General features: G+C 68.7%; 22 protein-coding genes and 2 pseudogenes. 18 read left to right on the top strand and 6 right to left on the bottom strand.

Annotated elements, in window-relative coordinates; all coding sequences use genetic code 11:
• Positions 1-463: 463 nt before the first annotated feature.
• From OG520_RS42910 to OG520_RS42875, 8 genes and pseudogenes are all read left to right on the top strand, one after another.
• Entirely contained in the window at positions 464-1,132 is a 669-nt protein-coding gene (locus OG520_RS42910; protein WP_331749006.1) for a DUF4232 domain-containing protein, read from the top strand.
• A 303-nt stretch (positions 1,133-1,435) separates the two neighbouring features.
• A pseudogene (locus OG520_RS42905) lies at positions 1,436-1,769 on the top strand (transposase); the annotation flags it as partial.
• Positions 1,700-1,972, top strand: coding sequence for a GrpB family protein (locus tag OG520_RS42900; RefSeq protein WP_331749572.1), 273 nt, complete (start codon positions 1,700-1,702; stop codon positions 1,970-1,972). The pseudogene OG520_RS42905 and the gene OG520_RS42900, both read left to right, overlap by 70 nt.
• 105 nt (positions 1,973-2,077) lie before the next feature.
• Positions 2,078-2,284 carry a hypothetical protein gene (locus OG520_RS42895; RefSeq protein WP_331749004.1) on the top strand — a complete coding sequence of 69 codons (207 nt, stop codon included), beginning with the start codon at positions 2,078-2,080 and terminating at the stop codon, positions 2,282-2,284.
• Positions 2,285-3,018: 734 nt separating this feature from the next.
• Positions 3,019-4,380 carry an erythromycin esterase family protein gene (locus OG520_RS42890; protein WP_331749002.1) on the top strand — a complete coding sequence of 454 codons (1,362 nt, stop codon included), beginning with the start codon at positions 3,019-3,021 and terminating at the stop codon, positions 4,378-4,380.
• A gap of 592 nt (positions 4,381-4,972) precedes the next feature.
• Positions 4,973-6,880 (top strand): SMI1/KNR4 family protein, encoded by a 1,908-nt coding sequence (locus OG520_RS42885; RefSeq protein ID WP_331749570.1) that lies wholly within the window; start codon positions 4,973-4,975, stop codon positions 6,878-6,880.
• A gap of 215 nt (positions 6,881-7,095) precedes the next feature.
• Positions 7,096-8,562: a M1 family metallopeptidase gene (locus tag OG520_RS42880; RefSeq protein ID WP_331748999.1), complete on the top strand. Its 1,467-nt coding sequence runs from the start codon at positions 7,096-7,098 to the stop codon at positions 8,560-8,562.
• Complete coding sequence (locus tag OG520_RS42875; protein ID WP_406016762.1) at positions 8,559-8,990, top strand: LysR substrate-binding domain-containing protein; 432 nt, start codon at positions 8,559-8,561, stop codon at positions 8,988-8,990. The genes OG520_RS42880 and OG520_RS42875 overlap by 4 nt, the downstream gene beginning before the upstream one ends.
• A 55-nt stretch (positions 8,991-9,045) precedes the next feature.
• Here the strand turns inward: OG520_RS42875 and OG520_RS42870 are convergent, their stop codons facing one another.
• Positions 9,046-9,315 (bottom strand): hypothetical protein, encoded by a 270-nt coding sequence (locus OG520_RS42870; RefSeq protein WP_331748996.1) that lies wholly within the window; start codon positions 9,313-9,315, stop codon positions 9,046-9,048.
• Positions 9,316-10,306: 991 nt separating this feature from the next.
• On the opposite strand from OG520_RS42870, the gene OG520_RS42865 reads away from it, so the two are divergent.
• The 7 genes from OG520_RS42865 to OG520_RS42835 all read left to right on the top strand — a co-directional run bounded on the left by OG520_RS42865 (position 10,307) and on the right by OG520_RS42835 (position 17,626).
• Positions 10,307-10,432, top strand: a complete 126-nt coding sequence (locus OG520_RS42865; protein WP_399336379.1) for a hypothetical protein — start codon at positions 10,307-10,309, stop codon at positions 10,430-10,432.
• Between the two features lie 772 nt (positions 10,433-11,204).
• The gene (locus tag OG520_RS42860; RefSeq protein WP_331748993.1) at positions 11,205-11,453 is read left to right on the top strand and encodes a hypothetical protein; all 249 of its coding nucleotides are present in this window, start codon (positions 11,205-11,207) and stop codon (positions 11,451-11,453) included.
• A gap of 161 nt (positions 11,454-11,614) precedes the next feature.
• Complete coding sequence (locus tag OG520_RS42855) at positions 11,615-12,193, top strand: ATP-binding protein (protein ID WP_331748990.1); 579 nt, start codon at positions 11,615-11,617, stop codon at positions 12,191-12,193.
• 34 nt (positions 12,194-12,227) lie between these two features.
• Complete coding sequence (locus OG520_RS42850) at positions 12,228-12,845, top strand: hypothetical protein (RefSeq protein ID WP_331748986.1); 618 nt, start codon at positions 12,228-12,230, stop codon at positions 12,843-12,845.
• Between the two features lie 478 nt (positions 12,846-13,323).
• On the top strand, positions 13,324-15,090 hold the full coding sequence (locus tag OG520_RS42845; protein ID WP_331748983.1) for a phosphatidylglycerol lysyltransferase domain-containing protein: 1,767 nt from the start codon (positions 13,324-13,326) through the stop codon (positions 15,088-15,090).
• A gap of 2 nt (positions 15,091-15,092) precedes the next feature.
• Positions 15,093-15,791 carry a hypothetical protein gene (locus tag OG520_RS42840; protein WP_331748980.1) on the top strand — a complete coding sequence of 233 codons (699 nt, stop codon included), beginning with the start codon at positions 15,093-15,095 and terminating at the stop codon, positions 15,789-15,791.
• A 194-nt stretch (positions 15,792-15,985) separates the two neighbouring features.
• Positions 15,986-17,626: an APC family permease gene (locus OG520_RS42835; protein WP_331748978.1), complete on the top strand. Its 1,641-nt coding sequence runs from the start codon at positions 15,986-15,988 to the stop codon at positions 17,624-17,626.
• A 695-nt stretch (positions 17,627-18,321) separates the two neighbouring features.
• Here OG520_RS42835 and OG520_RS42830 read toward each other — a convergent pair.
• From OG520_RS42830 to OG520_RS42820, 3 genes are all read right to left on the bottom strand, one after another.
• Positions 18,322-18,702 carry an AIR synthase-related protein gene (locus OG520_RS42830; protein ID WP_331748975.1) on the bottom strand — a complete coding sequence of 127 codons (381 nt, stop codon included), beginning with the start codon at positions 18,700-18,702 and terminating at the stop codon, positions 18,322-18,324.
• Between the two features lie 108 nt (positions 18,703-18,810).
• Positions 18,811-19,182, bottom strand: coding sequence for an AIR synthase related protein (locus OG520_RS42825; RefSeq protein ID WP_331748972.1), 372 nt, complete (start codon positions 19,180-19,182; stop codon positions 18,811-18,813).
• A 186-nt stretch (positions 19,183-19,368) separates the two neighbouring features.
• Entirely contained in the window at positions 19,369-20,604 is a 1,236-nt protein-coding gene (locus OG520_RS42820; RefSeq protein WP_406016761.1) for an MFS transporter, read from the bottom strand.
• 789 nt (positions 20,605-21,393) lie between these two features.
• Here OG520_RS42820 and OG520_RS42815 point away from each other — a divergent pair.
• Positions 21,394-21,786: pseudogene (locus tag OG520_RS42815) on the top strand (Tn3 family transposase); the annotation flags it as partial.
• A 190-nt stretch (positions 21,787-21,976) separates the two neighbouring features.
• On the opposite strand, the gene OG520_RS42810 reads toward OG520_RS42815, so the two are convergent.
• The gene (locus tag OG520_RS42810; protein WP_331748966.1) at positions 21,977-22,555 is read right to left on the bottom strand and encodes a TetR/AcrR family transcriptional regulator; all 579 of its coding nucleotides are present in this window, start codon (positions 22,553-22,555) and stop codon (positions 21,977-21,979) included.
• 91 nt (positions 22,556-22,646) lie between these two features.
• Between OG520_RS42810 and OG520_RS42805 the strand changes: the two genes are divergently transcribed.
• Both OG520_RS42805 and OG520_RS42800 read left to right on the top strand, forming a co-directional pair.
• Positions 22,647-23,093, top strand: a complete 447-nt coding sequence (locus OG520_RS42805; RefSeq protein WP_331748963.1) for a DUF1772 domain-containing protein — start codon at positions 22,647-22,649, stop codon at positions 23,091-23,093.
• Between the two features lie 325 nt (positions 23,094-23,418).
• Positions 23,419-23,844, top strand: coding sequence for a DUF4267 domain-containing protein (locus tag OG520_RS42800; protein WP_331748960.1), 426 nt, complete (start codon positions 23,419-23,421; stop codon positions 23,842-23,844).
• A 209-nt stretch (positions 23,845-24,053) separates the two neighbouring features.
• Here OG520_RS42800 and OG520_RS42795 read toward each other — a convergent pair whose 3' ends face one another.
• Positions 24,054-24,743 (bottom strand): TetR/AcrR family transcriptional regulator, encoded by a 690-nt coding sequence (locus OG520_RS42795; RefSeq protein WP_406016760.1) that lies wholly within the window; start codon positions 24,741-24,743, stop codon positions 24,054-24,056.
• Positions 24,744-24,760: the final 17 nt, after the last annotated feature.

Below are 24,760 nucleotides of genomic sequence, written 5' to 3'. Positions count from 1 at the left end.
AGCCGTCACGGAATCGGCCTCTACTGGTGCGTATGACGGCTCTACGTCACGCTCGGCCGAGGATCTCCTGCGGCATCCGCTGGGGCATCCCCTGCGCCTCCTACTGCGGCATCTCTTGCGCTCGCCTGGGAGTCTTCGCTTCCTTGTCTGGGGTGGCTCTCGGTTCGGTGTCCGGTCTTGGGTGCTGTGGACCGGGCTGATTCGGTTTGTTTCATGGGGTGTTGAGCGTTGTTGGCCGGGCGCTGGTGTTGGACAGGTCGTGAGGATTAGCTGGTCACTGGGTGAGGATTGCCTGGTCAGGGGAGTGAGAGCTCCCACTGGTGACCGTACGGCGACGCATTGGCGGACCGTGAGGTCAATACGCCTGTGACAGAACGAAGACGTCGCGGAGGACCGCCTGTGACTCGGTGCGGGATACAAATACTTCCGACCGCATGCACCGCGCTACTCCTGGGGGAACACCGTGAAGTACACCCGCATCACTGCTCTCGCCGCCATCGGCGTCGCCGCCACCCTCTCGCTCACCGCCTGTGGCAGCGACGGCTCCGGGAAGGACTCGTCCTCCAAGGGCTCCTCGTCCTCGTCTTCTTCGTCCTCGGACGGTGGCTCGAAGTCGCAGGGCGGCTCGGGCTCCGGCGGCTCGGAGGCCGGCAACGCGAAGTCGGGCTCCGGTGAGGACACCGAGGCAAAGGCAGCCGCGAACGGCACGACGACAACCGGCGGCAAGGTCACGTTCTGCAAGACGCAGGACCTGGCCATCGACGCCACAGACGCCGCGCCCGACGAGGAATCCGGCAGGATCGACATCACCATGATCAACCGGGGTTCGACCACCTGCTCGGCAACGGGCTTCGCGGGCGTCGACATCAAGGACGCCGACAACACCTCGAACCCCATCGAGCGCGGCCACGCCCAGCCGCGTATCACCACCCTGAAGCCCGGTGACGCCGCTGTCTTCAACCTTGCCTACGACATCGACAACACCGGCGACAGCCTCGCCTCCCCGACCAACATCCTGGTGACGCCCCCGAACGAGACCCACACCGTGAGCCTGAAGTGGCCCGCGGGCGCGGGGGACATCAAGGGCGCCTACACCGACGTTCAGGTCTACCCCACACACACGACCAACTAGGGGCGGTGCCCGCGGGCTGCTCCTGGCGGCTAATCGCCGGATCCGGCCAGGAACTTGGCCATCCAGCGTGTAGCCAGCCCGTGTCAGCGACGCTTGGCATGCCCCTTTCGCAGCAGGTTCTAAGCTTGCTTTATGGTCTGACCCCGAACGATGCGCCGAACGTGCTCGCCCGTACGAGGATTCCGGGGACGTGAACACGGTCTTCGTCTGATCCTGTGCTCCGAGGAAAGCGGCACTTGACGAGTACGAAGGCCGTGGGGGAATGAGTCTGCTGCACACGATGTCCGGCGGGAGGCGTTCGCGGTGGCGTCACACTTCCGGGACGACTTCTTCGGCTCCCTGACCGTGCGCGGGGACACGCTGTTCGAGCTGACGGACGCCCTGCTGTGTGGTGAAGACAATGGTCGACCTCACGCTGACCGCCGAGCACCGGCGTGGGCACGGCGCGATGTACGGAGCCTTGAACGGCGGGAACGTCGATGTGCCGCGGCTGCGGCAGGTGCTGGCCGGGCTGCCGCAGCCCGAGGCCGCTGACGGGCGCCTGGCCCTGGCCGTGGATGTCACCCACTGGCTGCGGCCGGACGCGCCGACCGGCCCAGCGCCGAGTCGGCCAATCTGCACGTACTCTCCACCGGCTGCCCCGAGATCGACCGCATGCTCCTGTTCCGCGACTGGCCGCGCGCCAACACCGGCGACCGCAACCTCTACGCCCGGACCAAGCGGGACCTCGCGCAGCGGACGTGGACGTACATGCGGCACTACGCCGACGCGCAGAGCGAAGTCATCGTCGGCATCCTCAAACGCGCGGGCCAGGGCACACGAGCACACCATGAAAACTGAACCCCCTGTCCCCGCCACCGGCGGCCCAAACAGCTAGTACTCATCGCGGCCGTCGCACCGGGCTGGGCCCCAGCCGCCGACGCCGCCACCTACTTCCTTTCCGCCGTGCTCCTGATATTCGCCCGCCCGCGCACGACAACAGCGGCGCTCGCGGCGTCGGCGGCGCCGACCGGCTTCCTGACCGAACTGCGTGCCGGCTGGACAGAGTTCTCCTCCCTGCGCTGGATGTGGCCGATCGTCGGCCAGTTCGCTGTCGTCAACGCCGACTTCGGAGGAGCCATCATGGTTCTGGGACCGGCGGTCGCCGAGTAGGAGCTGGGCGGCGCAGTCGCCCGGTCGATCATTCTCGCCGCCCACTCGACGGGTTTCGTCCTCGGCAGCCTGATCGCGATCCGCATCTGGCCCCGCTACCCCCGGCGCACGGGCATCCTCATCACCTTCGGCTTCGTCCCTCCCTACCTGCTCCTCGCCGCGGGCGCTCCGACATGGCTCGTCGCCGCCGGCATGCTCACGGCCGGCGTCTACATCGACGGGTTCGAAGTCCTGTGGAGGACCGCGGTCCACACCCATGTCCCCGAGCACGCCATGTCCCGGGTCAGCTCGTACGACTCCCTGGCATCCTTCATCTGCACCCCTGGGTCTCGCGGTGGCAGGCCCGGTGGCCGCTCACACATGCACCCGGATAGTGCACGAGTCGCACTGCGGCGGTTGACCGGCACCTCACCGGCAGGGCTGATTCAAAGTCGGGGTCGCCGAGTGGAACGGCGAGCAGGTCCAGGCCGGCCGCCCTGCCGACGAGGTCTACCCGGAGGCCGTCGCCGCCGCCGCCGACCGAGCGTTCCAACTGTTCGGCGGGGGCCTCGCCCCGTCCCTGCCCGCCTGAGCGCCCGCGGCCCCCGAACCGCTCCAGGCAGATAGCCCGCACTGATGGCAAGGGGGGATATCCCCCGGTCAAACCCGGAGGGAGCCCCCAGCGCGGCCCGCTCCCACCCCAGGCCATGATCGTTTCACTGCCCAGAGAGCAAGAACGAGCCGAGGAGTTCAGCATGACCGCGTACCACCAGGCGATCGGCCGACGGAGGCTGCTCGCCGCAACGGCCGGGCTCGCGGCCACGGCCCTGCTGGCCCCCACGGCCTCCGCCGCGACCACCACACCCGCCCCCACGGGGACGAAAGGCCGACAGGCCGACGCGCTCCGCGCGCTGGAGCGCGCCGCCCAGCCCCTGCGCTCGACGGAACCCGGCGGCAACACCACCGACCTACGGGCGCTGGACGCCATGATCGGCGACGCCAAGGTGGTCGGACTGGGCGAGGCCACCCACGGCTCGCACGAGTTCTTCGCCATGAAGCAACGCGTCTTCAGCCACCTCGTCGAGGAGATGGGCTTCACCACCTTCGCCCTGGAGATGAGCTGGACGGCGGGCCTCCGGATCGACGAGTACCTGCAGGGCGGCCCCGGCGACGCCCGGCGGATCGCCAAGGAGACACTGACCGGATCACCCTGGGAGCGCGAGGAGTTCGTCAGCCTGATCGCCTGGATGCGGCGCTACAACGACCGCCACCCCGGCCGGAAGGTCCACTTCATGGGCAACGACATCGGGGCGCCCAAGCTCGGCGACGCTGTCTTCGACCGGGTGCTCTCGTACGTCCGTACGAGCCGCCCCCAGGACGTCGCACGCCTCGAGGAGCTGTACGCGGGCCTGCGCCCCCTCGACGACGTCTTCGCCTACCTGCGCAAGCCCGTCGCGGAACGTCGCCTCGACGCCACCACCGCCCAGCAGGCGTTCGACCTGGTCACCGCGCACAAGGGGGCCGGCGGCGACGCCTACGAATGGGCCGAGCAGCACGCCCGCAGCATCGCCCAGACCTTCGCGTTCACCTCGCTCGACCTGTCCGACCCGGCATCGGTGTCCGCCGCGGAGCACCTCCGCGACCGGGTCATGGCCGACAACACCGCCTGGTGGCACCGCCGCACCGGCGACAAGATGCTGCTCTCGGCGCACAACGGCCACGTGGGCTACCTGGCCACCGACCCGGTGATGTACCCCACGACCCAGGGCGCCTTCCTGCGCGAGGCCCTCGGACGGGACTACGCCGCCATCGGCTTCACCTTCGGCCGCGGCTCGTTCCTCACCGCGACCACCCTCGGCAGCCCCTGGAACAAGGTCACCGTCCCCGCGGCCACCCCCGACATGCAGGAGTACACCCTCGACCGGGTGCACCACCGCGACTACTACCTCGACCTGCGCACCCTGCCCGCCGCGGGCCGCACCTGGCTGGACACGCCCCGCCCCACCTACGAGGCCGGCTCGTCCTTCAAGAAGGACCCGCTCCCCACCCTCGCCATCACCCGGGCCTACGACATCCTCATCCACCTCAACCAGGTCCACGCAGCCACCAGCCTCTGACCCAGGGCTGATTCAAGATTTGGGTGATCTTGACGGTGAAGCTTCCCCTTGATGTTGGACACCTGGAGACTGGGACGTGAGGTTCCAGAGGAAGTAGTGCCAGGTGGGAAGCAAGAGCAACCGCAGTAGGCGGTATACGGAGGACCGGACCAGCGCGACGCGGTCGCGCTGGTCCGGTCCTCCGGCAAGACCGTCACCGAGGTGGCCCGGGAGATCGGGGTCAGCGCGAGGGACTGCGGAACTGGGTCAGGCAGGACACGATCGACCGCGGGCAGGGGGCGCCGGGCGAGCTGACGAGCGTGGAACGGGAAGAGCTGCGTCGGCTGCGGCGACAGAACCGTGAGCAGGCCGAGACGATCGAGGTGCTGCGAAAAGCGGCGGTCTTCTTCGCGAAGATGAGCGATCGATGAGCGAGGTGTACGCGTTCATCGAGGCGGAGAAGACCACCCGCGGGGTCGCTCATTTGTGCCGGCTGCTGAAGGTGGCCCGGTCCTCTTTCTACGCCTGGTTGGCCGGCGAGCAGGCCCGCGCCGCCCACCGGGCCGCCTGGCATCACAGAGCACTGTCAGCGGTGGATGACAGCATCGGGCGCATGACGAATGCGACACCGTTCGACTGGCGGCCGTTTCTGCTCAGATGGAGCGAGGAGTGGTCGGATTCCCTGCCCGATGACGAGACGCAGAGTGAGAAGGACGAAGCCGCCCGGCGGGTTCGGTGGTTGGGGTTCCCGCCGGCGTCCGAGGAGCGGATCGCAGCCATGGAGGAGCGCCTCGGCCGACGGATACCCCCGTCGTTCCGGGAATTCCTCAGCATCAGCGACGGGTGGCAGCACGCCGGCGGTTTCATCTGGCTGCTGGCGGGGACCACGGACGCGCGCTGGCACAACAACGAGTCCGGGCTCGCGGACATGTTCGAGGAGTATCTGGACGACGACGCCGGACCCGACGAGCGGCAGGAAGCGGACATCTGGCGGCGCGGGCTCCAGCTCGACGTCGAGTCCGACGTCACCCACGTCCTCTTGGATCCCGAGGACGTGGACGAGGATGGCGAGTGGGCCGTGTACACGTGGGCGAGCTGGCGGGCCGCGCCACCCGAGCGGTACGCGAACTTCGTCGAGTTCATGCGGGGCATGTACCGGGAGTTCCACAGCCTGCGGGCACGCCCGGCCGACGGGCAGCCGGAGTTCGCCAGCGACACGACGCGAGAGCTGGACGCCCTGGTGGAGCAGGCCCGGCTGGAGGCGCTGCGCGGCGACTGGGAACGGGCCGGGCACGCGCTGGACGAGGCAAAGGAGTACGGCAGACCGCGGGCCGCCGGGCTGGGTGACCAGATACGCCGCCTGCTCGGACGGACCTGCATGGTGTACTTCGACGACGTGGTGACCGATCCGCAGTACGCGCCCGAGCTGCTGCCGTCGCTGGTCGCCGGACACGCGGCGCACTCGTACGGGGACGACTCCACGCTGATGTTCCACCTGCGGGGAGCTGGTGACGACGTGGTGTCGCTGGCCTACGCGACGCTGGAGCAGGTACGCAACGGCTCGTACCGGTACACGGCGGCCGGACCGTTCGGGGAAGCGGTCGAGCGGGCGCGGGAGCTGGCGCGGTGGGGCAACACCGACGGGGCATGGCGGACACTGATGGACGCTCTGCCGGTATGGCAGCCGCTGGGACCCGACCACCTGGCGCCGCTGGGGTGGGTGGCCGACCCCCTGCTCGGACCCCTGCTGACCCCGGAACGGGGCCGCGAGCTGCTGTCCACCCCCAGGGGCGGGCAGGCGGGTGAGGCACCGAGCCCGACGGCCGGCCTCGACCCGGACAACCTGGCGTGGCTCGCGGACCCGGACCCCCACGACAACCTCACGTCCTACCGGTTCGTCCTGGTCGAAGGTGTGAAGCCGGAGGACTTGCCCGGACGCCTCGCGGACGGGAACGAGGCAGCGTTGGGCGATCCCATGACTTCCGACGAAGCGCGCCGCCGATTGCTCCGCGGGCAGAGGGAGTTCTCGTCCTACGACGACAAGGCCCTCATGACGGTCGGCCGGGCCGGCACCCGTTGGAGCTTCGCCTTCGACAGCGACCCTGCGCATTTCGACCCGCAGCGGTTCGTCTCCCCGGCTGCGGCCGCCGGCGCGGGCACCCGCGCGGTGGTCGTGTGGAGCGGCCTGAGGACCTGGCGCGGGGAACCGTTCTTCCACCTTTCCGTAGCGCAGGACGGTGCCGAGCAGTACGCCTTCACGTACGCGGACGGAGAGATTCGCCGAACCGGGGAGATACCACGGGCACTGGACCCGGAGCGGTTCTTCGGCTCCCGGGAGGAGGGCACCGAGGCGGAACGGCCGCTACTGGAGGCCGTGACCGGCGAGTTCGGTGTCCAACTGCCGCGCCACGCGATCACGGACGGACGGCTGCACACCTTCACCACCCGCTCATGGACGCGGCCGCCGGGAAACGGGGAGGCGTACGCCGTGGTCAGCATGAACTGGGGTGCCGCGCGCTGACGGACACGGACGGCTGCACGCCGACAACCTCTCTCTCCCCCGTACAGAGCCGAAGGCCGGTGGTCAGCGCGGCCCATGCTCACCTTGATCACGGATCATGAACGTCGCCATGTCAGCCGCAAGGCGCGTATAGAACTTTTGCCCATCTTGAAGCAACCAATGGACGATGCCGACTTTCTGACGTCTCGCGTCCTGCGATCGATGGGAGACACGAGATGAAACCGCATATGGCGAAGGGCAGCCGGCCTCGGTCGACGGTCCCGGGCTGTCTGTCCGGCTGGGCTCCGGCCACAGCACTCCTCCTGGCCGTGACGACGTCCTGCACCGGCTCCGCACCGGGACACGGTGCCGTCGTCGGAAAGCCCGGCTCGGCCGGAGTGGGGGATCGGCTGTTCCCGGCGCTCGGCAATGGCGGCTATGACGTGGTGCACTACGGGCTGACGCTGGATTACGTGCCCGAGACCAACCACCTGAAGGGCACGGCGGTCATCACAGCGCGGGCCACCCAGGACCTGAGCCGCTTCAACCTCGACCTGTCAGGGCTGCGGGTACGCACCACCACGGTGCAAGGAGCCAAGGCCCAAGTCGCGCGCTCGGGGGACGAGCTGCTCGTGACACCGGCGAAGACGGTGAGGAACCGCGAAGTCTTCAGGACAGTCGTCACCTACGACGGCACACCGCGCACGCTCAAGGACGACGACGGAGGCCTGGAAGGCTGGATGGAGACCGACGACGGCTCGACGGCCCTGGGTCAGCCGTCCGGCTCCATGACCTGGTTCCCGGGCAACCATCACCCGTCGGACAAGGCCACGTACGACACCACGGTCACCGTGCCCAAGGACGAGGACGGCGACCCCTACGACGTGATCAGCAACGGCGAGCTGATCACGGAGGAGGACAAGGGCAAAACGGTGACCCGGCACTGGCGCACCGAGGAGCCCATGGCCAGCTACCTCGCACACGTCTCCGTCGGTTACTTCGAGATCCACAAGGGCCGGACGGACGATGACGTGCCCGTCTACGTCGCCATCGACCCCGACGAGGCCGAAGACTCCGCCGATGTCGCAGACCTGGTGCCCGAGATCGTCGACTGGGCCGGCAAGCGCTTCGGTCCCTACCCCTTCTCCTCGACCGGTGCCATCGTCGACCACCTGCCCGGACTCGACTACGCCCTGGAGACCCAGACCAGGCCCTACTTCGGCGAGGCGCCCGAAGAGGCACTGCTCGTGCACGAACTGGCACACCAGTGGTTCGGCAACTCCGTCACCCCGCGCAAGTGGCAGGACATGTGGCTCAGCGAGGGTCTGGCCACCTACGCGGAGTGGCTGTGGGAGGAGGAGCGGGGCAACAGGAGCACAACGGAGATCTTCGAGAACTTCTACAACGGCACGGACGCCGAGAGCGAGGGCATCTGGGCGTTCCCGCCGGCGGATCCGCCCAGCGGAGGGCGCGTCTCCGACCCGCCCGTCTACGGACGCGGTGCCATGGTCGTGCACAAGGTGCGCAGGGCCGTCGGCGACGAGACCTTCTTCGGCATCCTTCGTACCTGGACCCGGCAGCACCGGCACGGCAATGCTGACACCCGGCAGTTCATCGCCCTGTGCGAGAGCAAGGCCGGGAAGGACTTGACCGCGCTCTTCAACACCTGGCTCTTCGACAAGAAGAAGCCCTCCCGGATGTGAGGAGGACGATCCGACGAGAGACGGAAAAGGACCGCGACTACGTGTGCGACTACCCCGCGATCGTCCTGCGCTCGAAAGTACCCGCCGGCTCGGTCTTCGCGCTGCTCGGACCGAACGGCACGGAGCATGTGACCGCGCTGGTGGAGGACCGGGTGGACGTGGCTTTCGTGCGGCCGAGCCCGAACGACGAGCGGCTCGTCGCGGATGTCCTCACCACCGAGCAGCGGATCGTCGTCGTGCACGAGCGGTGGCCACTGGCCGACGCCCGGATGCCCGGACGTCCGGGGTCGGCGTCGCGGACCTCACCGAGCTCCCGCTATTCAGTGTCCCGGGGCACAGCCCGCACTCGTTCACCGAGTATCTGTACTTCGACGACCGCGCCCAGCGCCGCAGCTCCGGGTTCGCCGTCACCCCGCAGGAGGCGCTGACCGGCGTCGTCACCGAGCGGTCCGCGGGCTCTGGCCTGCGCTCATTCGCGCGATACTACGCATGGCCGGGCGCCGTCCTCGTACCCGTCCTCGATGCGCGGCGGGAGAGCGGGATCAACTCCCGTCCGCTGGGCTCCGATTGACGAGCGCATCGCCCAAGACACCGGTCCTTCCACCCGCGCGACTTCCGCTCGGCCCACTTCTCGATGCTGCGGAAGTGGGTGGCCCTGGCGTGCTCCAGCGCTTCGACGATGGTGATCTCCAGGTTGTCCAGCGAACGGCCTCTGTCTGTGTCGATGACATGGGTGTAGATGACGACGGACATCTACTGATGCTCTCCTTTGGTGACAGCGGACTGAGCGTCCTACTCCAGGTGCCCGGAGAGAGCCGAACCGGCAAAGAATCGTGAGAACGTCCGTGTGACGCCCGTCGCTTCGAAGATGAGGTGGCGCCGTCGGCCGCCTGTGACGCCCAGGCCGGCCGACTGCGACGCTCGGTCACAACCGCGCGCGGGTTCGGGACCCCTGCCATGTGCCGCTGTCGCGCCGGTCGGCGGCGGCCTGCCGTGGTGCTGCGGGGCGATGGTCCGGCCGGCCCCTCGCAGTACCAGCAGACCTACTTCCTGCCGGGCCTTGTGTGACGTTTCCCGGCGCCCGTTCTTCAGGGCGTCGGCTGTTCAGCACCCTCCGGGAAGCCCGGTTCAGCCGTTTCGGTGTGAGATACACGACTCTTCCGGGCGGAACCGGCACTGCGTTCCCAACGCACCGTCAGGTGACTTTGCAGGCCGGGGCCTTACTGGCCTTTGATGGTCACTCATTTGATCTTGCCCATCTACTCAGAGTGGCACTGCGTGTCGCGTGTGAGGTGCTTCGGCGGTGATTGGGGGGAGCGTCGCCCGCTCCGCGCGCGGGTACTCTGTCGCCTACCCCTGGGGTCCGTGTTGCCGTCGCTGGCCTCCATGGAGTTCGCGAAGGTCGCGGATCCGGAGAGGGGTAGCCCCATGGCTCACAAGCCTGACGGGTACTGCTGCTGCAGCACGAAGGCGGATCGCCACTACAGGTGGATCCGCTGGCTCGGTCCGATCGGCTCGCTCATCAAACACGGATGGGACTTGCTGGGCTGACAACGCGAAGGCCCCGGCCTAAAGGCCGGGGCCACGCTGCAGACGGTGCAGAGAAGGCCTCGCCCCGAGCCTCGCGAGCGGTGGGTGGGGCCTTCGCCTTGCCGTTGCTTGTTACTGTCGCGTAATAAGCCGAACGTCGCTATGTGATCTGCGCCACACCCCTTGTTGCGCGACGGTGCCCATCTTGCACGTCATGGCTGAAGAACGCGACCAGCGCCCGCATGTTGATCTGCGCAGTTTTGCTGCAGGAGTCCGCAAGGGGCAGCTCACCACCTTGATTCGCCATTTTATGAGTGACAGGGATCACCCCAGTGAGTGAAGGTCGGAACGTCTGGGCGATCTGCAATAAGTCGCCTTTGTCGCAACTTCACACGCGTCAATCACGCGCCAACGGCCCCCGCCGTTCCGGGCGGAGGTACTTTACCGCCCCCCACTGACAATCCACGGTGAGCCCCATGGGCGGGCCAATCATTCGTAAGCAGTTGAAATAGGTGATGCGGCACAGGTGAGGCTCGGATCCGTACGACGGCGGCGAGTGGGTGGCAGAAGCTGTCATACCCGTGATCAGGGCCCAGGAGCTGTCGCGAAGGCTCCTCGGCTGGAAGCAGGCTGTCGCGCGGACCGGCGACGCGGAAGTGTGGTGCCCGCGCTGGAACACCGCACTTCGGGGGCAGGGTTGTGTCATGTCCTTGAGCTGTCGGGCGGCCCAGACGCGAAAAGGCGCCCCGCCTGTGTGTGGCGCCCTCTTCCATGGCGGCCCCGACCCTCAGTGCTTCGCAGGCCTCTTTTGCGTGCTGTCGGGCCGCGGGCACAGGGTGGGCGAAACCCTCGTCATCGAGGTGAAGCATGCCAACTCATCGTGCTCATAGGGTACTTGATGCCAGATCCGGATGTGGCGCTGGCGATGACAGCAGCGACGACGATTGTCGCGGCGATGGCGACCAGCGCCTGGCAGGCCACGAGGGCCGGGGTTGCGAGGATCTTCCGGCGGGCCGATGAAGCCGAGTCGGGGCCGGAGTCCGGTGCCGGTATCAAGGTGCGGCTGGAGCGCAGCGCGACACGGATCGCGAACGCCGCTGACCCGGACGGAGGTGCGGCAGGCACAGATCGTCCGCTGGCGGGAGAACCTCGAGGACCTGATGAACGATCATCCCGATGCGGAGGCCGAGCTGCGGACGCTGGTGGAGACGATCCGGCAGCAGCTTCCGCCGGTCCAACAGCAGTGGGTCCAGCGGATCGAGGCGCGCGACGGCGGGTTCGCCGTCGGGGCGCAGGGGCCGGGCAGCAGGGTCATCGTCCGCCACGACCGCGACACGCCGCCCACCGGGAATGGCCTTTGAACCCGCCCAGCAGCAGACCGTGCATGCGGTCAACGGCTTCGCCTACGGCTGCATCGGCGCGGACATCCACGCCTTCGGCGACGGCGTGCCGCTGTACGTCCTTCAGCAGGGCGTCCCGAGCCCGGCCGGACCCGACCTGGCTGCTGGACCTGCCCAGCCGCATGCTGAATTCACGGTTCGAGGTCGTCGGCTTCACTGGGCGCGAAAAGGAACTCGCCGACCTGCGCCGCTGGCGCGATCACGGTCCGCGGCTCTCGGTCCAGTGGCTGCACGCACCGGGCGGCCAGGGCAAGAGCCGGCTGGCCGCGCAGTTCGTGAAGGAGTCGGAGGCCGCCGGCTGGACCGTGGCAACGGCCGCGCGCGGCCCCGGCGTCGCCCAGCCGTCACCGGGGACCCAGGACCTGCGCACCGACACCCGCGCCGGGGTGCTCCTGGTCGTCGACTACGCCGACCGGTGGCCAGTGACCCACCTGACGTGGCTGCTCAGCAACGCGCTCCTGCACCGGCCCACCGACCAGGCGCGCGTGCTGCAGCTCGCCCGCACCGGGACCCCTGGCCTGCCGTACGCGCCTCCATCGCCGGCCTCCAGGCCGACGCCTCGACACGGGCCCTGCCGCCCCTGGCCGATGCCGGCCGGGTCGGCGAGAGCGAGCGCCACGGCATGTTCCCTGCCGCGCGCGATGCCTTCGCCGCCCTCTACGACGTGCCCGCGCGCATCATCGAGCCGCCCGAAGAACTGAGCGGACCGGACTTCGGACTGACTTCGCGGTCCACATGGCCGCACTGACGGCCGTGGACCGCCGCGCCCATGCCGCCACCACGGCCACGACGCCGGACATGACCGGCCTGACCGCCTGTCTGCTGGACCGGGAACGCCGTCACTGGTACACCCTGCACGAGACCGGGGCACTCGGTAGCACCAGGGTGGAGATCTCCCGCGCCGCCTTCGTCGCGGCGCTCACCGGACCGCTCGCCTGCCGGGAGGCGAAAGGGGCGCTCAAGACGGCCGGACTCGGCCCCGATACGGACCGCCTGCTCACCGACCACGCGTACTGCTACCCATCCGGCGCCTCCGGCACAGTCCTGGAGTCCCTCTCCCCCGACCGTCTCGCCGAAGACTTCCTGGCGCTCTCCATTCCGGGCCACGACCTTCCCGACCACGCCGCCGATCCGTGGGCGGTCGGCAACCCCGAACTTCTGCTGCCCGTGGTCGAGCCCGTCTCCGAGAGCCATGATGGCCGGGGCCACGGCGACCATCGGCGAGGATCGCGGTACGGGGCCGAGGCTCGCCGGGCCGCTCCTCCGGCTGCCAGCGCGCACCGAACAGCAGCTGCCCCACTCCAGTTGCTGTGCAGCGGCGGATCGGTACGCCGGACCGGCCGAGGACGGTAATGAGTTGACCTGTGGACAGCCGGTGCCGTCGGGTTCTGGTACTGACAGTTCGTCGTTGATCGCTTTGAGCTGCGTCGGCGTCAGCCGCAGATTCCGCCAGTCGGAGATGGTGCCGGCACGCTGCCGATCGCTCTCCCAGCTCTCGCTCAGGTAGTTCGTGACCAGGCACGACAATCCTGTGGCAGTGGCGGGACCGTCGAGAGTGAGCATCTCGAGGATGCTCATGCGCAGTGGGTGCGCCGGTCCTCGCAGGCTGCGGGCGTCAATACGCCGTAAGGGATCGGGGGGCCGTCGCGCCGTCGGTTGCGTCGCCGTCCACCCCCGTCCGCGGCGCTCGACGCCGATGTGTACGGCGTCCGCCGCCTCGGCCGCCCGGCACGCGGCGTTGAACGCGTCCAGGCCCGCCTTGGCGAGTTCACCCGTTCACCGCACTCCGCAGAGCGCCTCCGAGGGCCCCGCAGCCCCTAGGGTCGCTCGCATGGGGCGCGTCCGACGGAGTCCGCAGCCCGGCGCGGATCGCAGCGAGTGGTCACGGCGCGGATACCTCTCAGCGGTCTGGTATCTGCGGGCCGTCGCCTTCCTCAACTTCCTCGGCGCTGTGTGGGTGTCTTTCGGAAACGACATCCGGCGGCACAACGACGACGAGTTCTTCACGCCTTACCTGCTGACTGCCGGGTTCTTCTCCGGTGTGCTCTCCGTGTTTCTGGCGATCACCATGCGGCGGCGCAAGCGCGCCGCCTGGATCCTCAATCTCGCCCTGGCCGGGCTGACGCTGGTGCTGACGGCCCTGGCCCTGGAGTTGCCGGTGTACCGGCAGCATGTCCAGAACTGGATCGCGGTCCTGCTGACCGCGTTCTTCGTCGCCGCCATGCTCGCCGGGCGGCGGGAGTTCCACGCGAAGGGCGACCGCGCCAACCCGAAACTGGCGGCGGTGGTCGGCGTGGCCGGGCTGGTGGTGGGGTCGTTGCTCGCCACCACGATGGTCACCGTGAGTAACACCAACCCGGACGCCGGGCGCTCCGACTTCCTGGAGCGCTGGCACTACGGTGTGCTCCGCATGTTCTCGCTCGCCTACGACGACATCCGCTTCGAGGGAATCGCCACCCCCGGCTGGGCCAATGTGCTCATCAACCTGATGAGTACGGCGCTGATCCTGTTGGTCCTGTACGCGGCCTTCAGATCCCGCCGCGCCGTCGACCCGCAGACCGACGAGGACCAGCGAGAGATGCGCGTACTGCTGGAGCGGTACGGCGACCGCGACTCCCTCGGCTACTTCGCCCTTCGCCGCGACAAGAGCGTCATCTGGTCGCCGTCGGGCAAGTCGGCCGTCGCCTACCGAGTGGTCGGCGGGGTCTCGCTCGCGTCCGGTGATCCGATCGGCGACCCGGAGGAGTGGCCGGGAGCGATCGACCGCTGGCTGGTCCAGGCCAGTGAGCACGGCTGGACCCCCTCTGTAATCGGGGCGAGCGAAGAGGGCGGCATCATTTACACCCGGCACGGATTGAACGCTCTGGAACTGGGCGACGAGGCGATTGTCGACGTCGGCGAGTTCACTACGGAAGGCCGTGCCATACGGAGTGTCCGCCAGGCACACCACCGTGTCGAGCGCGCCGGGTACACCGTCCGTGTCAGCCGTCACGAGGACATGTCGGCGGACGAGATGGCCGAGATGATCGAATGGGCCGACGACTGGCGTGACGGGGCGACGGAGCGGGGATTCTCCATGGCGCTGGGCCGTCTCGGCGATCCGCAGGATGGTCGCTGCATCATGCTGGTCTGTCGTGATACGGCCGGGCGGCCGCGTGCCCTGCTGAGTTTTGTCCCCTGGGGCGCCGACGGGCTCTCCCTGGACCTGATGCGACGTGACCGGAACTCGGACAACGGCCTGTTCGAGTTCATGGTGCTGGAGCTGATCCAGCGTGCAGGCGGCCTCGGTATCACCCAGGTCTCGCTGAACTTCGCGATGTTCCGCGCGGTCTTCGAACGCGGCTCCCGGATCGGCGCGGGCCCGGTGCTGCGGCTGTGGCGCTCGCTGCTGACCTTCTTCTCCCGTTGGTGGCAAATCGAGTCGCTCTACCGCGCCAACGCCAAGTACCGGCCCATCTGGGAGCCCCGCTTCCTGCTGTACGCCCAGAGCACCGATCTGCCGCGGATCGCTCTCGCCAGTGCCCGTGCCGAGGGCTTCCTGGAGGCGCCCGGACTGCCGAAGTGGCTGCACCGCAGACGTCTGGAGACGCGCCGTTGAACATGGCTGCCTCGTTCGCCCGGCGCGAGTGGGGACCCCTCTACGTGACCGTGCGGACGGCCCTGGCCACCCGTGGGTGGCGGGCCATCCCGCTGACGCTCGCCTCGGTCTGTCTCATCGTGCTCTGTCAGATCGTCCAGGACCAGAGCTGGGGATACGGCCTGATCCAGGACATCGGCTTCGTCCGGGCCGAGGACCCTCTCTGGCTCGCCCTCCTCCGTACCCCGCTCTCGCTCTTCGTGCCCGCGCTCAGCCTGCCCGTCTGGGGCGCGATGGCGCAGGTGCTGGTCGTGTTCGGCGTTGCGGAGATCACTCTGGGCCGGCCGCGTACCCTCGTCATCGCCTATGTCTGCACCCTCGCCGGGACGCTCTACGCGCGGTTCGGCATCGCCATCGGACCCGAGGGCCTCCTCGGGCTGCCGGCCTCGGACGCACGGATCGTCGACACCGGGCCGTCGGTGGCGGTCACGGGGCTCGCGGTCTGCGTCTGTGTGTGTACGGGGGCGTGGTTGACTGTGGCGCTGGTGGTCGTGGCGATGGTCGTCGAGGTGATCGTCAAGCCCAATCTGGCCGGCACGGAGCATCTCGTGGCGATCGGGGCCGCGCTGGTGCTGTGCGCACCAGCGGCCCTGCGGCACCGGCGACCGTCCGACGGCGACGGTGGTGCGGGCGGGCCCGCGGTGCCGCCGGCCGGGGGCTGAAGCCCGCTGTTCGCAGGTGCCGGCGGCCCGGCCGTGCCGCAGTGGCTCTCTGCCTTCCGGCCCCTCCGTTCGGAGCAACTCTCGCCGTGCCGGAGTGGCCGGGCCGGGCTGGCACCGGGATAGGGAGAGGATGCCGACGGACGCGCCGGAACGGCTGCGCGTCCCGTCGAAACCGGAGCGAGGTTGCCTGTCAGATGCCGAAGCCGGCCGCACCTGAACTGTCCCGGAAACCGGGTCTGAGGCGAGACATCGGCCTGATCGGACTCATCTGGACCTCCGTGGGGTCCATCATCGGCTCCGGCTGGCTGTTCGGCGCGCTGTTCGCGGCGCAGGTGGCCGGGACGGCCGCCCTCGTCTCCTGGGGGATCGGAGCCCTCGCGATCACCGTTCTGGCGTTCGTCCACGCGGAGCTGGGGGCCATGTACCCGGTCTCGGGTGGCACCGCGCGCTTCCCGCACTACGCCTTCGGCAGCGTCGCCGGGGCCTCCTTCGGCTGGTTCTCCTGGCTCCAGGCCGTCGCCACGGCACCGATCGAGGTCATGGCGTCGCTGAACTACCTCAGCGTCCACGCCACCTGGGTACAGACGGAGAAGAACCAGCTGACCGCCGCCGGATACGGGCTGGCCGTCGCCTTCATGGCCTTCTTCGTCCTCGTCAACTTCTTCGGCATCCGCTGGCTCGCCCATACCAACAGCGTGGCCACATGGTGGAAGCTCGCCATCCCCCTGCTCACCATCGCCGCCCTGGCGGGGACCACCTTCCACGGAAGCAATTTCGGCCACCAGGGCTTCGCCCCGTTCGGCGTCGAGGGCGTGCTCTCCGCCGTCAGCACCAGCGGAATCATCTTCGCGCTCCTCGGATTCGAACAGGCGGACCAGTTGGCGGGGGAGAGCCGCAACCCGGCACGGGACATCCCGCGGGCGGTGATCGGCTCGATCCTCATCGGCGCGCTCGTCTACTCGGCGCTCCAGGTGGTCTTCATCGGGGCCCTGCCACAGAGCGCCTTCGCCCACGGCTGGGCCGATCTGACCTTCGCCGACAAGGCGGGGCCGTTCGCCGGGCTCGCCCTGTCCGCCGGGCTCGGCTGGCTCGCCGCGCTGATCTACATCGACGCGGTCGTCTCACCGACCGGCACCGGCCTGATCTACACCACCGCCGCTTCCCGGGTGTCGTACGGCCTCTCCCGCAACGGCTATGTGCCCGCGGTCTTCGAACGGACGACAGCGCGCGGGGTTCCCTGGTTCAGTCTGCTCTTCGCCTTCCTCGTCGGGCTCATCGTCTTCCTGCCCTTCCCCACCTGGCAGAAGCTGGTCGGTTTCGTCACCTCCGCGAGCGTGCTGATGTACGCGGGCGCGCCGCTCGCCCTCGGGTGTCTGCGCAAGCAGGACCCGGACCGGCACCGCCCGTACCGTATGCCCGGCGGTCTGTTCTGGGCCCCCGTCGCCTTCATCGTCTCCAACCTGATCATCTACTGGGCCGGCTGGGACACCCTGTGGCGACTCGGCCTGGCGATCGTCCTCGGATATCTGCTGCTGGGCGGCTCGGCACTGCTCAGGCTGAACCCGAGGGCCCCACACCTGGACTGGCGGTCCGCCCAGTGGCTGCCGGTGTATCTGGTGGGGCTGGGCCTGATCTCCTGGCAGGGCGGCTACTGCAGCGGAGGACCGGCGTCGAAGGTGTCCTGCGGTGCGACCGGCGTCATTCCCCTGTGGTGGGACATGGCGATCATCGCCGCGTTCAGCCTGCTGATCTACTCCTGGGCGCAGGCCGTCCGGCTCCCGGACGAGGCGGCCCAGGCGTACATCGGCCCGATCGACGTACTGCCCGGCCGCTGACGACCGGGGCACTGACCTCCGTTGGCGGTCTGGTGAGGTCGGCGCGGTCGTCACCGAGATGTACTCCGATTCCCCCGTCCTCGCCTTGCGCCCCGCAGAGCACCTGCCTCCATCGGAAGCAGAACCGACACCGACGCTCCACAGCCTCCATGGCTCAAACGTGGCCGCGAAGGCACGGGGCCTGCTTCGAACCGCGGCTCAGTCGCGTCTCCGACCACGGTGGCCAGTTCCCGGACACGGAAAGTACATCCCTACGTGGCCGGAAGGGCCACCGTGCGGAGTCCGCCCTGGCATGATCGGGCGCCCGTCAACAAGTGCGGGAAGCTCCCTGATTTTGGAACGGAGCTGAAATTGGGAACCTCATCGCCCCAGAGCGGCGATTCCCTCCTGCCGAGCTGCTCCTGCTCGGCGCCACCGGCCTTGCGGACGAGCTCGTCTCGCTCGGTGCGGGCGGCGGCTTCGGCGGCGAAGTAGGCGGCAGGGCTCAGGTGACGCTCTCTGAAAGTTGTATCAGGGGAACATGACGAAGCCCTTCCCCGGTGGAGGGAAGGGCTTCGTGAGTGAGCGCTGGGCAGGCCTTGCACCTGCATTTCCCCGCGGGAAGCGGGGCGTCTTTCCTTGGACCACCAACGCAGTGTCAGTCGCCGCGAGTTGCGGCGAACCTTCAAGATCAACTATAGCGCATGCGATCCTGATCAGGCACAGCACCGGCGGGGAACGGCGATGCCCCGGGCTCCGAGGCGGCACCACGACCAGCGGGCCGCGGCCTTGATGAAGTCCGTGATCTGCTCCTCCGGGCGCTCGATCGGCAGCGCCTCCTCGTTCGGGTGCGGCGTCAGCCCGGTCGCCCGTGCGTACTCGTGCAGCACCGCGGTGAACCCGCCCCTGGTGACGTCACGGATGGAGTGCACCGCCTGGCCGAACGGCGACCGCAGCACGGCATCGATCAGCCCGTTCAGCAGAGCGCAGTCGCTCAGCTCATCCCGCTCGAACCCGAGCCCTTCCCGCACGGACAGCAGATGCGCGGTGTGGTGGCCGATGGGACCGGTGAGCAGGAGGCTGTCGCCGGCCGCCACAAGGGCCCATGCGCAGCGGCGGGCGCTGGAACACGCCGATGCCCGTCGTGTTGAGGTAGATCTGGTCGGCTTCTCCGGCCCGCACCACCTTGGTGTCGCCAGCGACGATCACCACGCCGGTCTCCCGCGCGGCATCGCCGACCGACCGCAGGCCGGTGGCGTACCTGGCGATCGGCAGACGGTCTCCAGGATGACGCCAAGGGTCGGGTACCGCGGCTCGGCGCCGAGCACCGCCAGGTCGTTGGCGGTGCCGCAGACGGCCACCTTGTCGATGTCTCCGCTGCCGAAGAACGGCGGGTCGACGACGAACGAGTCCGTCGCGACCGCCAGCGGCCCGTCAGCCGGCCGCACGATCGCGCTGCCCTCCATCTCACCGACGTACACGTCGCCGAGCACCTCGGCGCTGAACTCGACCGGCTCCCGGCTCAACCGCGCACCGGTGCCATGATCAAGGGCAATTTCCGGGTCGACGATGGTCACGTTCGGCATCCCGTCCCTCAAGCCAGGTCCATCGGTGCGGGCAATGGCCAGGACAGACCGCCGCTCGTCCCGACGAACGTCCCATCCGGCATGCGGTTGTGGGCAGTCGGGCGAAGTCCTGACAGGGGCCGGCCGACTGCCGGAAAGTCGGTGGACGCACCCGACGACCCGGCAGCGCGTGTCCGATCAGGACTTGCAGGAGTCCACGATCAGCTGTCGGCTCCGGTTGACCAACCGGCACATCATGACCACGACAACGAGCTGGGCGAGGCCGGACACGAGAAACGCGGTCGGCACGCTGGTCAGGTCAGCCACGGTGCCACCGATCAGGGCGCCCAGCGGGATGCCGCCCCACAGCGCCACCCGGTGGGCGCCCAGCACCCGGCCGAGCAGCTCGGGGGGAATCATCGCCTGCCGCAGCGACATCGACAGCACGTTCCACATCGTGATGCCGACCGCGATGCCGAAGAACGACATGCCGACCGCCCAGAGGTTCGGCACCGTGCCGAGCAGGACGCACATCACGGGAGCGATCGCCACGGCGACGGTGATTGCCCGCGGCCGGCCGAGACGGGAGACCAGCGGCCCGACCGCCGCGGACCCGGCGATGCCGCCGATCCCCATGGGAATGAACAGGAGGCCGTACAGCCACGCGCTGAGGTGCAGCGTGTTCAGGGCGTACAGCACGATGAGCGACGTCGCCATGGCCATGAACCCGGCGAGCAGCCCACTGAAGATCGTCAATTCCCGCAGCACTGGGTGCCGCCACAGCCAGCTCAGCCCCTCACGAATGTCCGCGCGCAAGGTCGTGGGCGCGGTGCGCTCAGCCCGGAACCGACCGGGGACGGCGAGCACGAGGAGCGCCGCGAGCGCGAAGCCGATCGCACCGCCGACGAACGGCACGACACGGGACCCACTGAACAGCGCCGCACCCACCGGCGGGCCGACGAAGCTGCTCCCGACGGTCTCCTCGACGGTCAGCCAACTGTTGGCTCTGTCAAGGTTTTGGCGGTCGATGAACTGGGGCAGGATGGCCCGCACCGCCGAGTCGTACACCACTTGGCAGAGGCCGAGTGCGAACGCGATGACATAGAGCAGCGGGATGCTTCCGCCGCCGGCGACGGTGAGCAGGACGAGCACGCCGAGCAGGGCGGCACGCATGATGGTGGCGGTCGACATCGCTCGCCGGCGGTCCAGTCGGTCCACCAACGCCCCGCCGGGCAGGCCGAACAGCAGCCATGGCAGGAACGCGAACGCGGTGAGGCCGGAGATGAGTACTGGATTGCCGGTCAGCGACGCAGCGAGCAAGGGCAGAGAAGTCTTGCTGATTCCGTCGGCGCAGTTGACGGTGGCCGATGCGGAGAACAGTTTCCAGAATGAACGATCAAGTGTGGATGCCGACTTGTCAGTCGGATTGACCAAGCGAGACAAAATATGGACCTACCCTCGGAAACGGAGTGTCGTTTCCGCTCAGGCGGCGCTCGTCCTCCTGATGGCGCGGAAACGTGTGACAGGTCGAAGGTTCACAGTCCCGCCTCCCATCGCGTCTCGCTGAGGACAACGCGGCGGAGCACAGCATCGCGCGGCGCGCACGGGCCGAAGCTCGTTCATGCCAACAGCCCGGCTCACAGAGCTACCGGCGAGTCACCTGTCACCTGGTTCGCTGCTCGTCAGCGGCACCCCTACCCTGCCCGCGAGTCCCCAGCGCACCGCGATCCGGCACGCTCTGGACGACCTCACCGACTGCCACCTACTGCCCGCCGACGCCGAGCGGATCGCAGGCGAACAGCTCGAACGGCTCGAGAAGCAGCGCGACCCCAGCGTGACGGCCTGGTGCCGCCGGGCGGTCGCCGAGTACATCACCCCCGCCCCCGACCCGGTCGTGGCCGGTATCGAGAGCTTCCGTCCGAAGGACACCTGCAGGCGCTCAGCCTTCGGCGTGCGTCCACGCCCGCCCGTACAGGAAGCCGCGCCTGCCAGCAGGTATCGCCAAACCCCGGCAGCACCACCGGACGGTGTGCCAGCCGACCGAGATCAATTTCAGCGGCACTTCCCGTGCCTCAACCACTCCGGCCCCGGAACTGGTGGGCTCGCGTATTCAACTGTCGCCAATTCACCATGGAAACCCCCCTGCTCATGACCGTGTGTGGTCGCCGGAGGCACGCTGGTTCCGGGTTCCACCGAACTCGGATGCGAAGCGGGATGCGAGGACGCGGTGGCAACCGGCAGTTGACCGTCCAGGAGTCGCGGCACAAGCTCGCTCGGGACATCTGCCACAGCAAGCGGGGACAGATCATGCAGGCGTACCGGACGGGGCAGGAGGACCAGCTCGGCGCGCTCGGCCTGGTCCTCAATGGCGCCGTCCTGTGGAGGACCCGCTACCTCGACGCCGCCGTCGACCACCTGCGGGCCCTGCCGCCCGAGGAGCGGGAGCACGACGTCCTGGACGAGGACGTGGCCCGGGTCTCCCCGCTGACGCACGCCAACCTCAACTGCCTGGGCCGCTACAGCTTCGCCGCCCGTCGGCCACGCGAGGGCCTGCGCCCACTGTGTGACCCGGCGATCGTCCACCTCGACGAGGACGATGAGGGCACCGGCGAATGACGCGGCGTCAGGGCGCGTACCGGATCGTGATCAATGAGCATCGCAGCTTCCGGGGCTGGTGCCCGTCTGGGGGGTACGGGGCCGGCGATCTGCGGCTGTGCCGTGTGGGCGCGAGCGACCCGAAGCGATGCCGCAGGCAGGCAGCGGCGGAGCCCGAGGGCCCCGGCTGCGTGCCCGCCGGGATGGTGTGTCAGACCATGGAGAGCCGGTCCACCAGCAGTTCCACCCTCTGCTCGGTGTCCTCCGGCGGCAGTCGTCCGGCCCGGGTCAGGGTCGCCAGGCCGTGCAGGGCGGCCCAGAACGTCTCGGTGAACAGCCCCAGGTCGACGCCGTCCCCGGCGACCTCGCCGAGGCTCTCCAGCAGGGCGGCGAAGGCGTCCTGCAGAGGCTCCGGAGTGTCCTCCTGCGCGTACGCGAGACCGCCGTCGAGCTGGAAGATGGCGTCGTAGACCGCCGGGTTGCGTGCGGCGAAGTCGAGGTAGGCGCGCGCGAGGGCGGCGACCCGCTCGCGCGGGCCGTCCGCGGCGGCGGTCGCGGCCCGCACCGCCGCGGCCATCTCTGTGGCGCCCTGGAGGGCGACGGCGCCGATGATCTCGCGCTTGCCGCGGAAGTGGCTGTAGAGGACGGGCTGGCTGTATTCGATGCGCTCGGCGAGCCGGCGGGTGGTGACCGCGTCCCAGCCCTGCTGCTCGGCGAGTTCACGGGCCGTCGCCACGATGAGGCGCTCGCGCTCCGCCCGTTCGCGCTGCTTGCGTTCCTGTACCGACATGATTCGATCCTAGCACCGCTAGACAATCAAGCGGCAGCAGTACTAGCGTTGCCTCATCACCTAGCAGCACTAGATACCAAGAGGGGTCGTCATGCTCAACGCACTCGAGGTGTTCACCACCGTGGCCGTCGGCGTGATGGTGGGGGTGGAGTTCTCCGTCGCCTTCGTCATGAACCCGATCCTCAACGCGCTCCCGGAGGACAGTGGCCAACTCGGCCACGCCCACGGGGGCCGGATGCTCGGCGCCGTGATGCCGGTCTGGTACATCGGATCGCTCGTCCTCGTCGCGATCTGGGCCGTCGCTGGATGGCACCACGACGGCGCGGGCCTCGTCGTCACCGCCGGCGCGCTGCTGATCATCAGCGTGATCATGTCGCTCCTGCTGCTCGTCCCGATCAACAACCGGAACAAGACATGGACCGCCAAGAACCGGCCCGCCGACTGGAAGCAACAGCTGAACCGCTGGGTCCGCTACCACTACGTCCGCGTCGCCGTCCTCATCGCCGCCTTCGCCCTGCTGGTCGCCGCCCTCGCCTGACACCAAAGCCGCCCCGACATGCGCTGGTTCGACCCTGTATGTCCACTGCTTTCGCCCCGTCGGGGTGAGCCCGACAGAGCTTCGGACTACCGGCCCCGCGGGCCGACGCCGCGCCGGTGGCGCACAATCCCCACTCCCCGGGCGGCAGCTGGCCGCCGAAATCCCGACATCCGGGAATGCAGCTGCCGCTCAGAACCCACGACTGCGATCCCGACAAATTACGCCCCTCGATCAGCCGTGTCCGTGGGGCCTGATCAGGCCCCACACGACTCAGCAAGCTCCACGAAGCTCACCAAGCCGACGAAGACTCGCAAGGAGAAGAACAATGTCGCTGAAGAAGATCAACACCGTCCTGGCCGCCGCCTTCATCCTCTTCATCCTCTGGTTCGGGACGGAGTTCATCCTGAGCCCGGAGACGACGGCGCCGAGCTTCGGCCTGCCGAGCTGGCCATCCGGCGACGGCGGCGGCTTCCTGATCATCAAGGGAATCCGCGACGTCGTCCTGGCCCTGGTCCTGGGCATCCTGCTGGTGACGGGCCACCGCCGGGCGCTGGGCTGGGTGCTGCTGGTGGAGGCCCTCGCCGCGTACGGCGACATGACCACCGTGCTCGCTCACCACGGCTCCGCGGCCGCCGCGCTCGGCGTCCACGGCCTGACCGCGACGCTGATGGTGGTCAACGGCCTGCTGATAATGCGAGAGACCCGCAAGGCCGCGGCCGCTCCGGCAACGCCCGCCACGCAGCCCGCCTGACGCCACCTTGGCGCGTGTCGGTATTCGCCTGCCAGTGCCCGCCGGGAAAGGCAAGGCGCACGATCTTCTTCCAGTGGGCGGCGGCCTGGTCCCGTTTCTCCGGGATGGCGCAGCGCGGCCCCTGCCTGATTCTCATAAACGGTTCATTTGCGAGAGGCGCCTGTACAAGTGTGAGGAATGCTCACCTTCGGCACGTTGCATGATCGGGCTCACAGGCGGCCCGGTGGCTGGCGGATTTCGCGCAGTTCCATCGCTGCGGGAGGTGGGAGAGAGCCAGGGCGCTGTGCCTGGAAAGCCTGGAAGAGATAGGCGAGCAGGCGCCGGGAGGCAGCGAGGGCGGTTTCTCGCGGTTGTCCGGCGAGGCCACTGTTGGCAAGGAGCAGGAGGGTGATATCGGCGGGGTCGAAGTCGTCGCGCAGCTGTCCGGTCTCGCGGGCACGCTGGACCAGCCGCGCCAGACCCTCTTCGGCGCAGTCGCGTTCGTGATCGTGATCAAGGGCATCGGGGAACTGATCCAGGAATACGGAGGCGAAGCCGCGGTCGGTCACCTGTGTGGTGCACACTTTCTCCAGAAGTGCGTACAGGCCGCGCCCGGGATCAGGGTCGGTAAGGGCCTCGTCGAAGGCTGCTGCACACAGGGCGAGTTGCTCGGTAAAGGCAGCAGTGGCAAGCGCAGTGCGGGTGGGGAATCGGCGGTAGAGGGTGGCCACGCCGACGCCGGCGCGGCGGGCCACGGCGCTTATAGGGGCGTCAATGCCCTGGGCCGCGAACACCTCGCGCGCAGCTTCAAGGATGCGTTCCCGGTTGCGCCGGGCATCGGCGCGCAGGTCCGCCGGGTCTGCATCGCCGGGCACATCGCCGACGTGCCCGGACGGCTTGTGAGATGGCTGAGCAGGCAACGTTTCTCACTTCAAGC

It is taken from the genome of Streptomyces sp. NBC_00984 (genome assembly GCF_045162475.1).
Classification (GTDB): domain Bacteria; phylum Actinomycetota; class Actinomycetes; order Streptomycetales; family Streptomycetaceae; genus Streptomyces.
Note: the sequence above shows the minus strand (reverse complement) of the source record. Positions and strands in the feature narration are given on the sequence as shown.

What these genes read in the sequence shown, in the direction of transcription:
- OG520_RS42890 (WP_331749002.1), top strand. Translation starts at nt 3,019, where the DNA reads ATGACCGCGTACCACCAGGCGATCGGCCGACGGAGGCTGCTCGCCGCA.
- OG520_RS42885 (WP_331749570.1), top strand. Translation starts at nt 4,973, where the DNA reads ATGACGAATGCGACACCGTTCGACTGGCGGCCGTTTCTGCTCAGATGG.
- OG520_RS42880 (WP_331748999.1), top strand. Translation starts at nt 7,096, where the DNA reads ATGAAACCGCATATGGCGAAGGGCAGCCGGCCTCGGTCGACGGTCCCG.
- OG520_RS42870 (WP_331748996.1), bottom strand. Translation starts at nt 9,315, where the DNA reads ATGTCCGTCGTCATCTACACCCATGTCATCGACACAGACAGAGGCCGT.
- OG520_RS42865 (WP_399336379.1), top strand. Translation starts at nt 10,307, where the DNA reads ATGGCTGAAGAACGCGACCAGCGCCCGCATGTTGATCTGCGCAGTTTT.
- OG520_RS42855 (WP_331748990.1), top strand. Translation starts at nt 11,615, where the DNA reads ATGCTGAATTCACGGTTCGAGGTCGTCGGCTTCACTGGGCGCGAAAAG.
- OG520_RS42850 (WP_331748986.1), top strand. Translation starts at nt 12,228, where the DNA reads ATGGCCGCACTGACGGCCGTGGACCGCCGCGCCCATGCCGCCACCACG.
- OG520_RS42845 (WP_331748983.1), top strand. Translation starts at nt 13,324, where the DNA reads ATGGGGCGCGTCCGACGGAGTCCGCAGCCCGGCGCGGATCGCAGCGAG.
- OG520_RS42840 (WP_331748980.1), top strand. Translation starts at nt 15,093, where the DNA reads ATGGCTGCCTCGTTCGCCCGGCGCGAGTGGGGACCCCTCTACGTGACC.
- OG520_RS42835 (WP_331748978.1), top strand. Translation starts at nt 15,986, where the DNA reads ATGCCGAAGCCGGCCGCACCTGAACTGTCCCGGAAACCGGGTCTGAGG.
- OG520_RS42810 (WP_331748966.1), bottom strand. Translation starts at nt 22,555, where the DNA reads ATGTCGGTACAGGAACGCAAGCAGCGCGAACGGGCGGAGCGCGAGCGC.
- OG520_RS42805 (WP_331748963.1), top strand. Translation starts at nt 22,647, where the DNA reads ATGCTCAACGCACTCGAGGTGTTCACCACCGTGGCCGTCGGCGTGATG.
- OG520_RS42800 (WP_331748960.1), top strand. Translation starts at nt 23,419, where the DNA reads ATGTCGCTGAAGAAGATCAACACCGTCCTGGCCGCCGCCTTCATCCTC.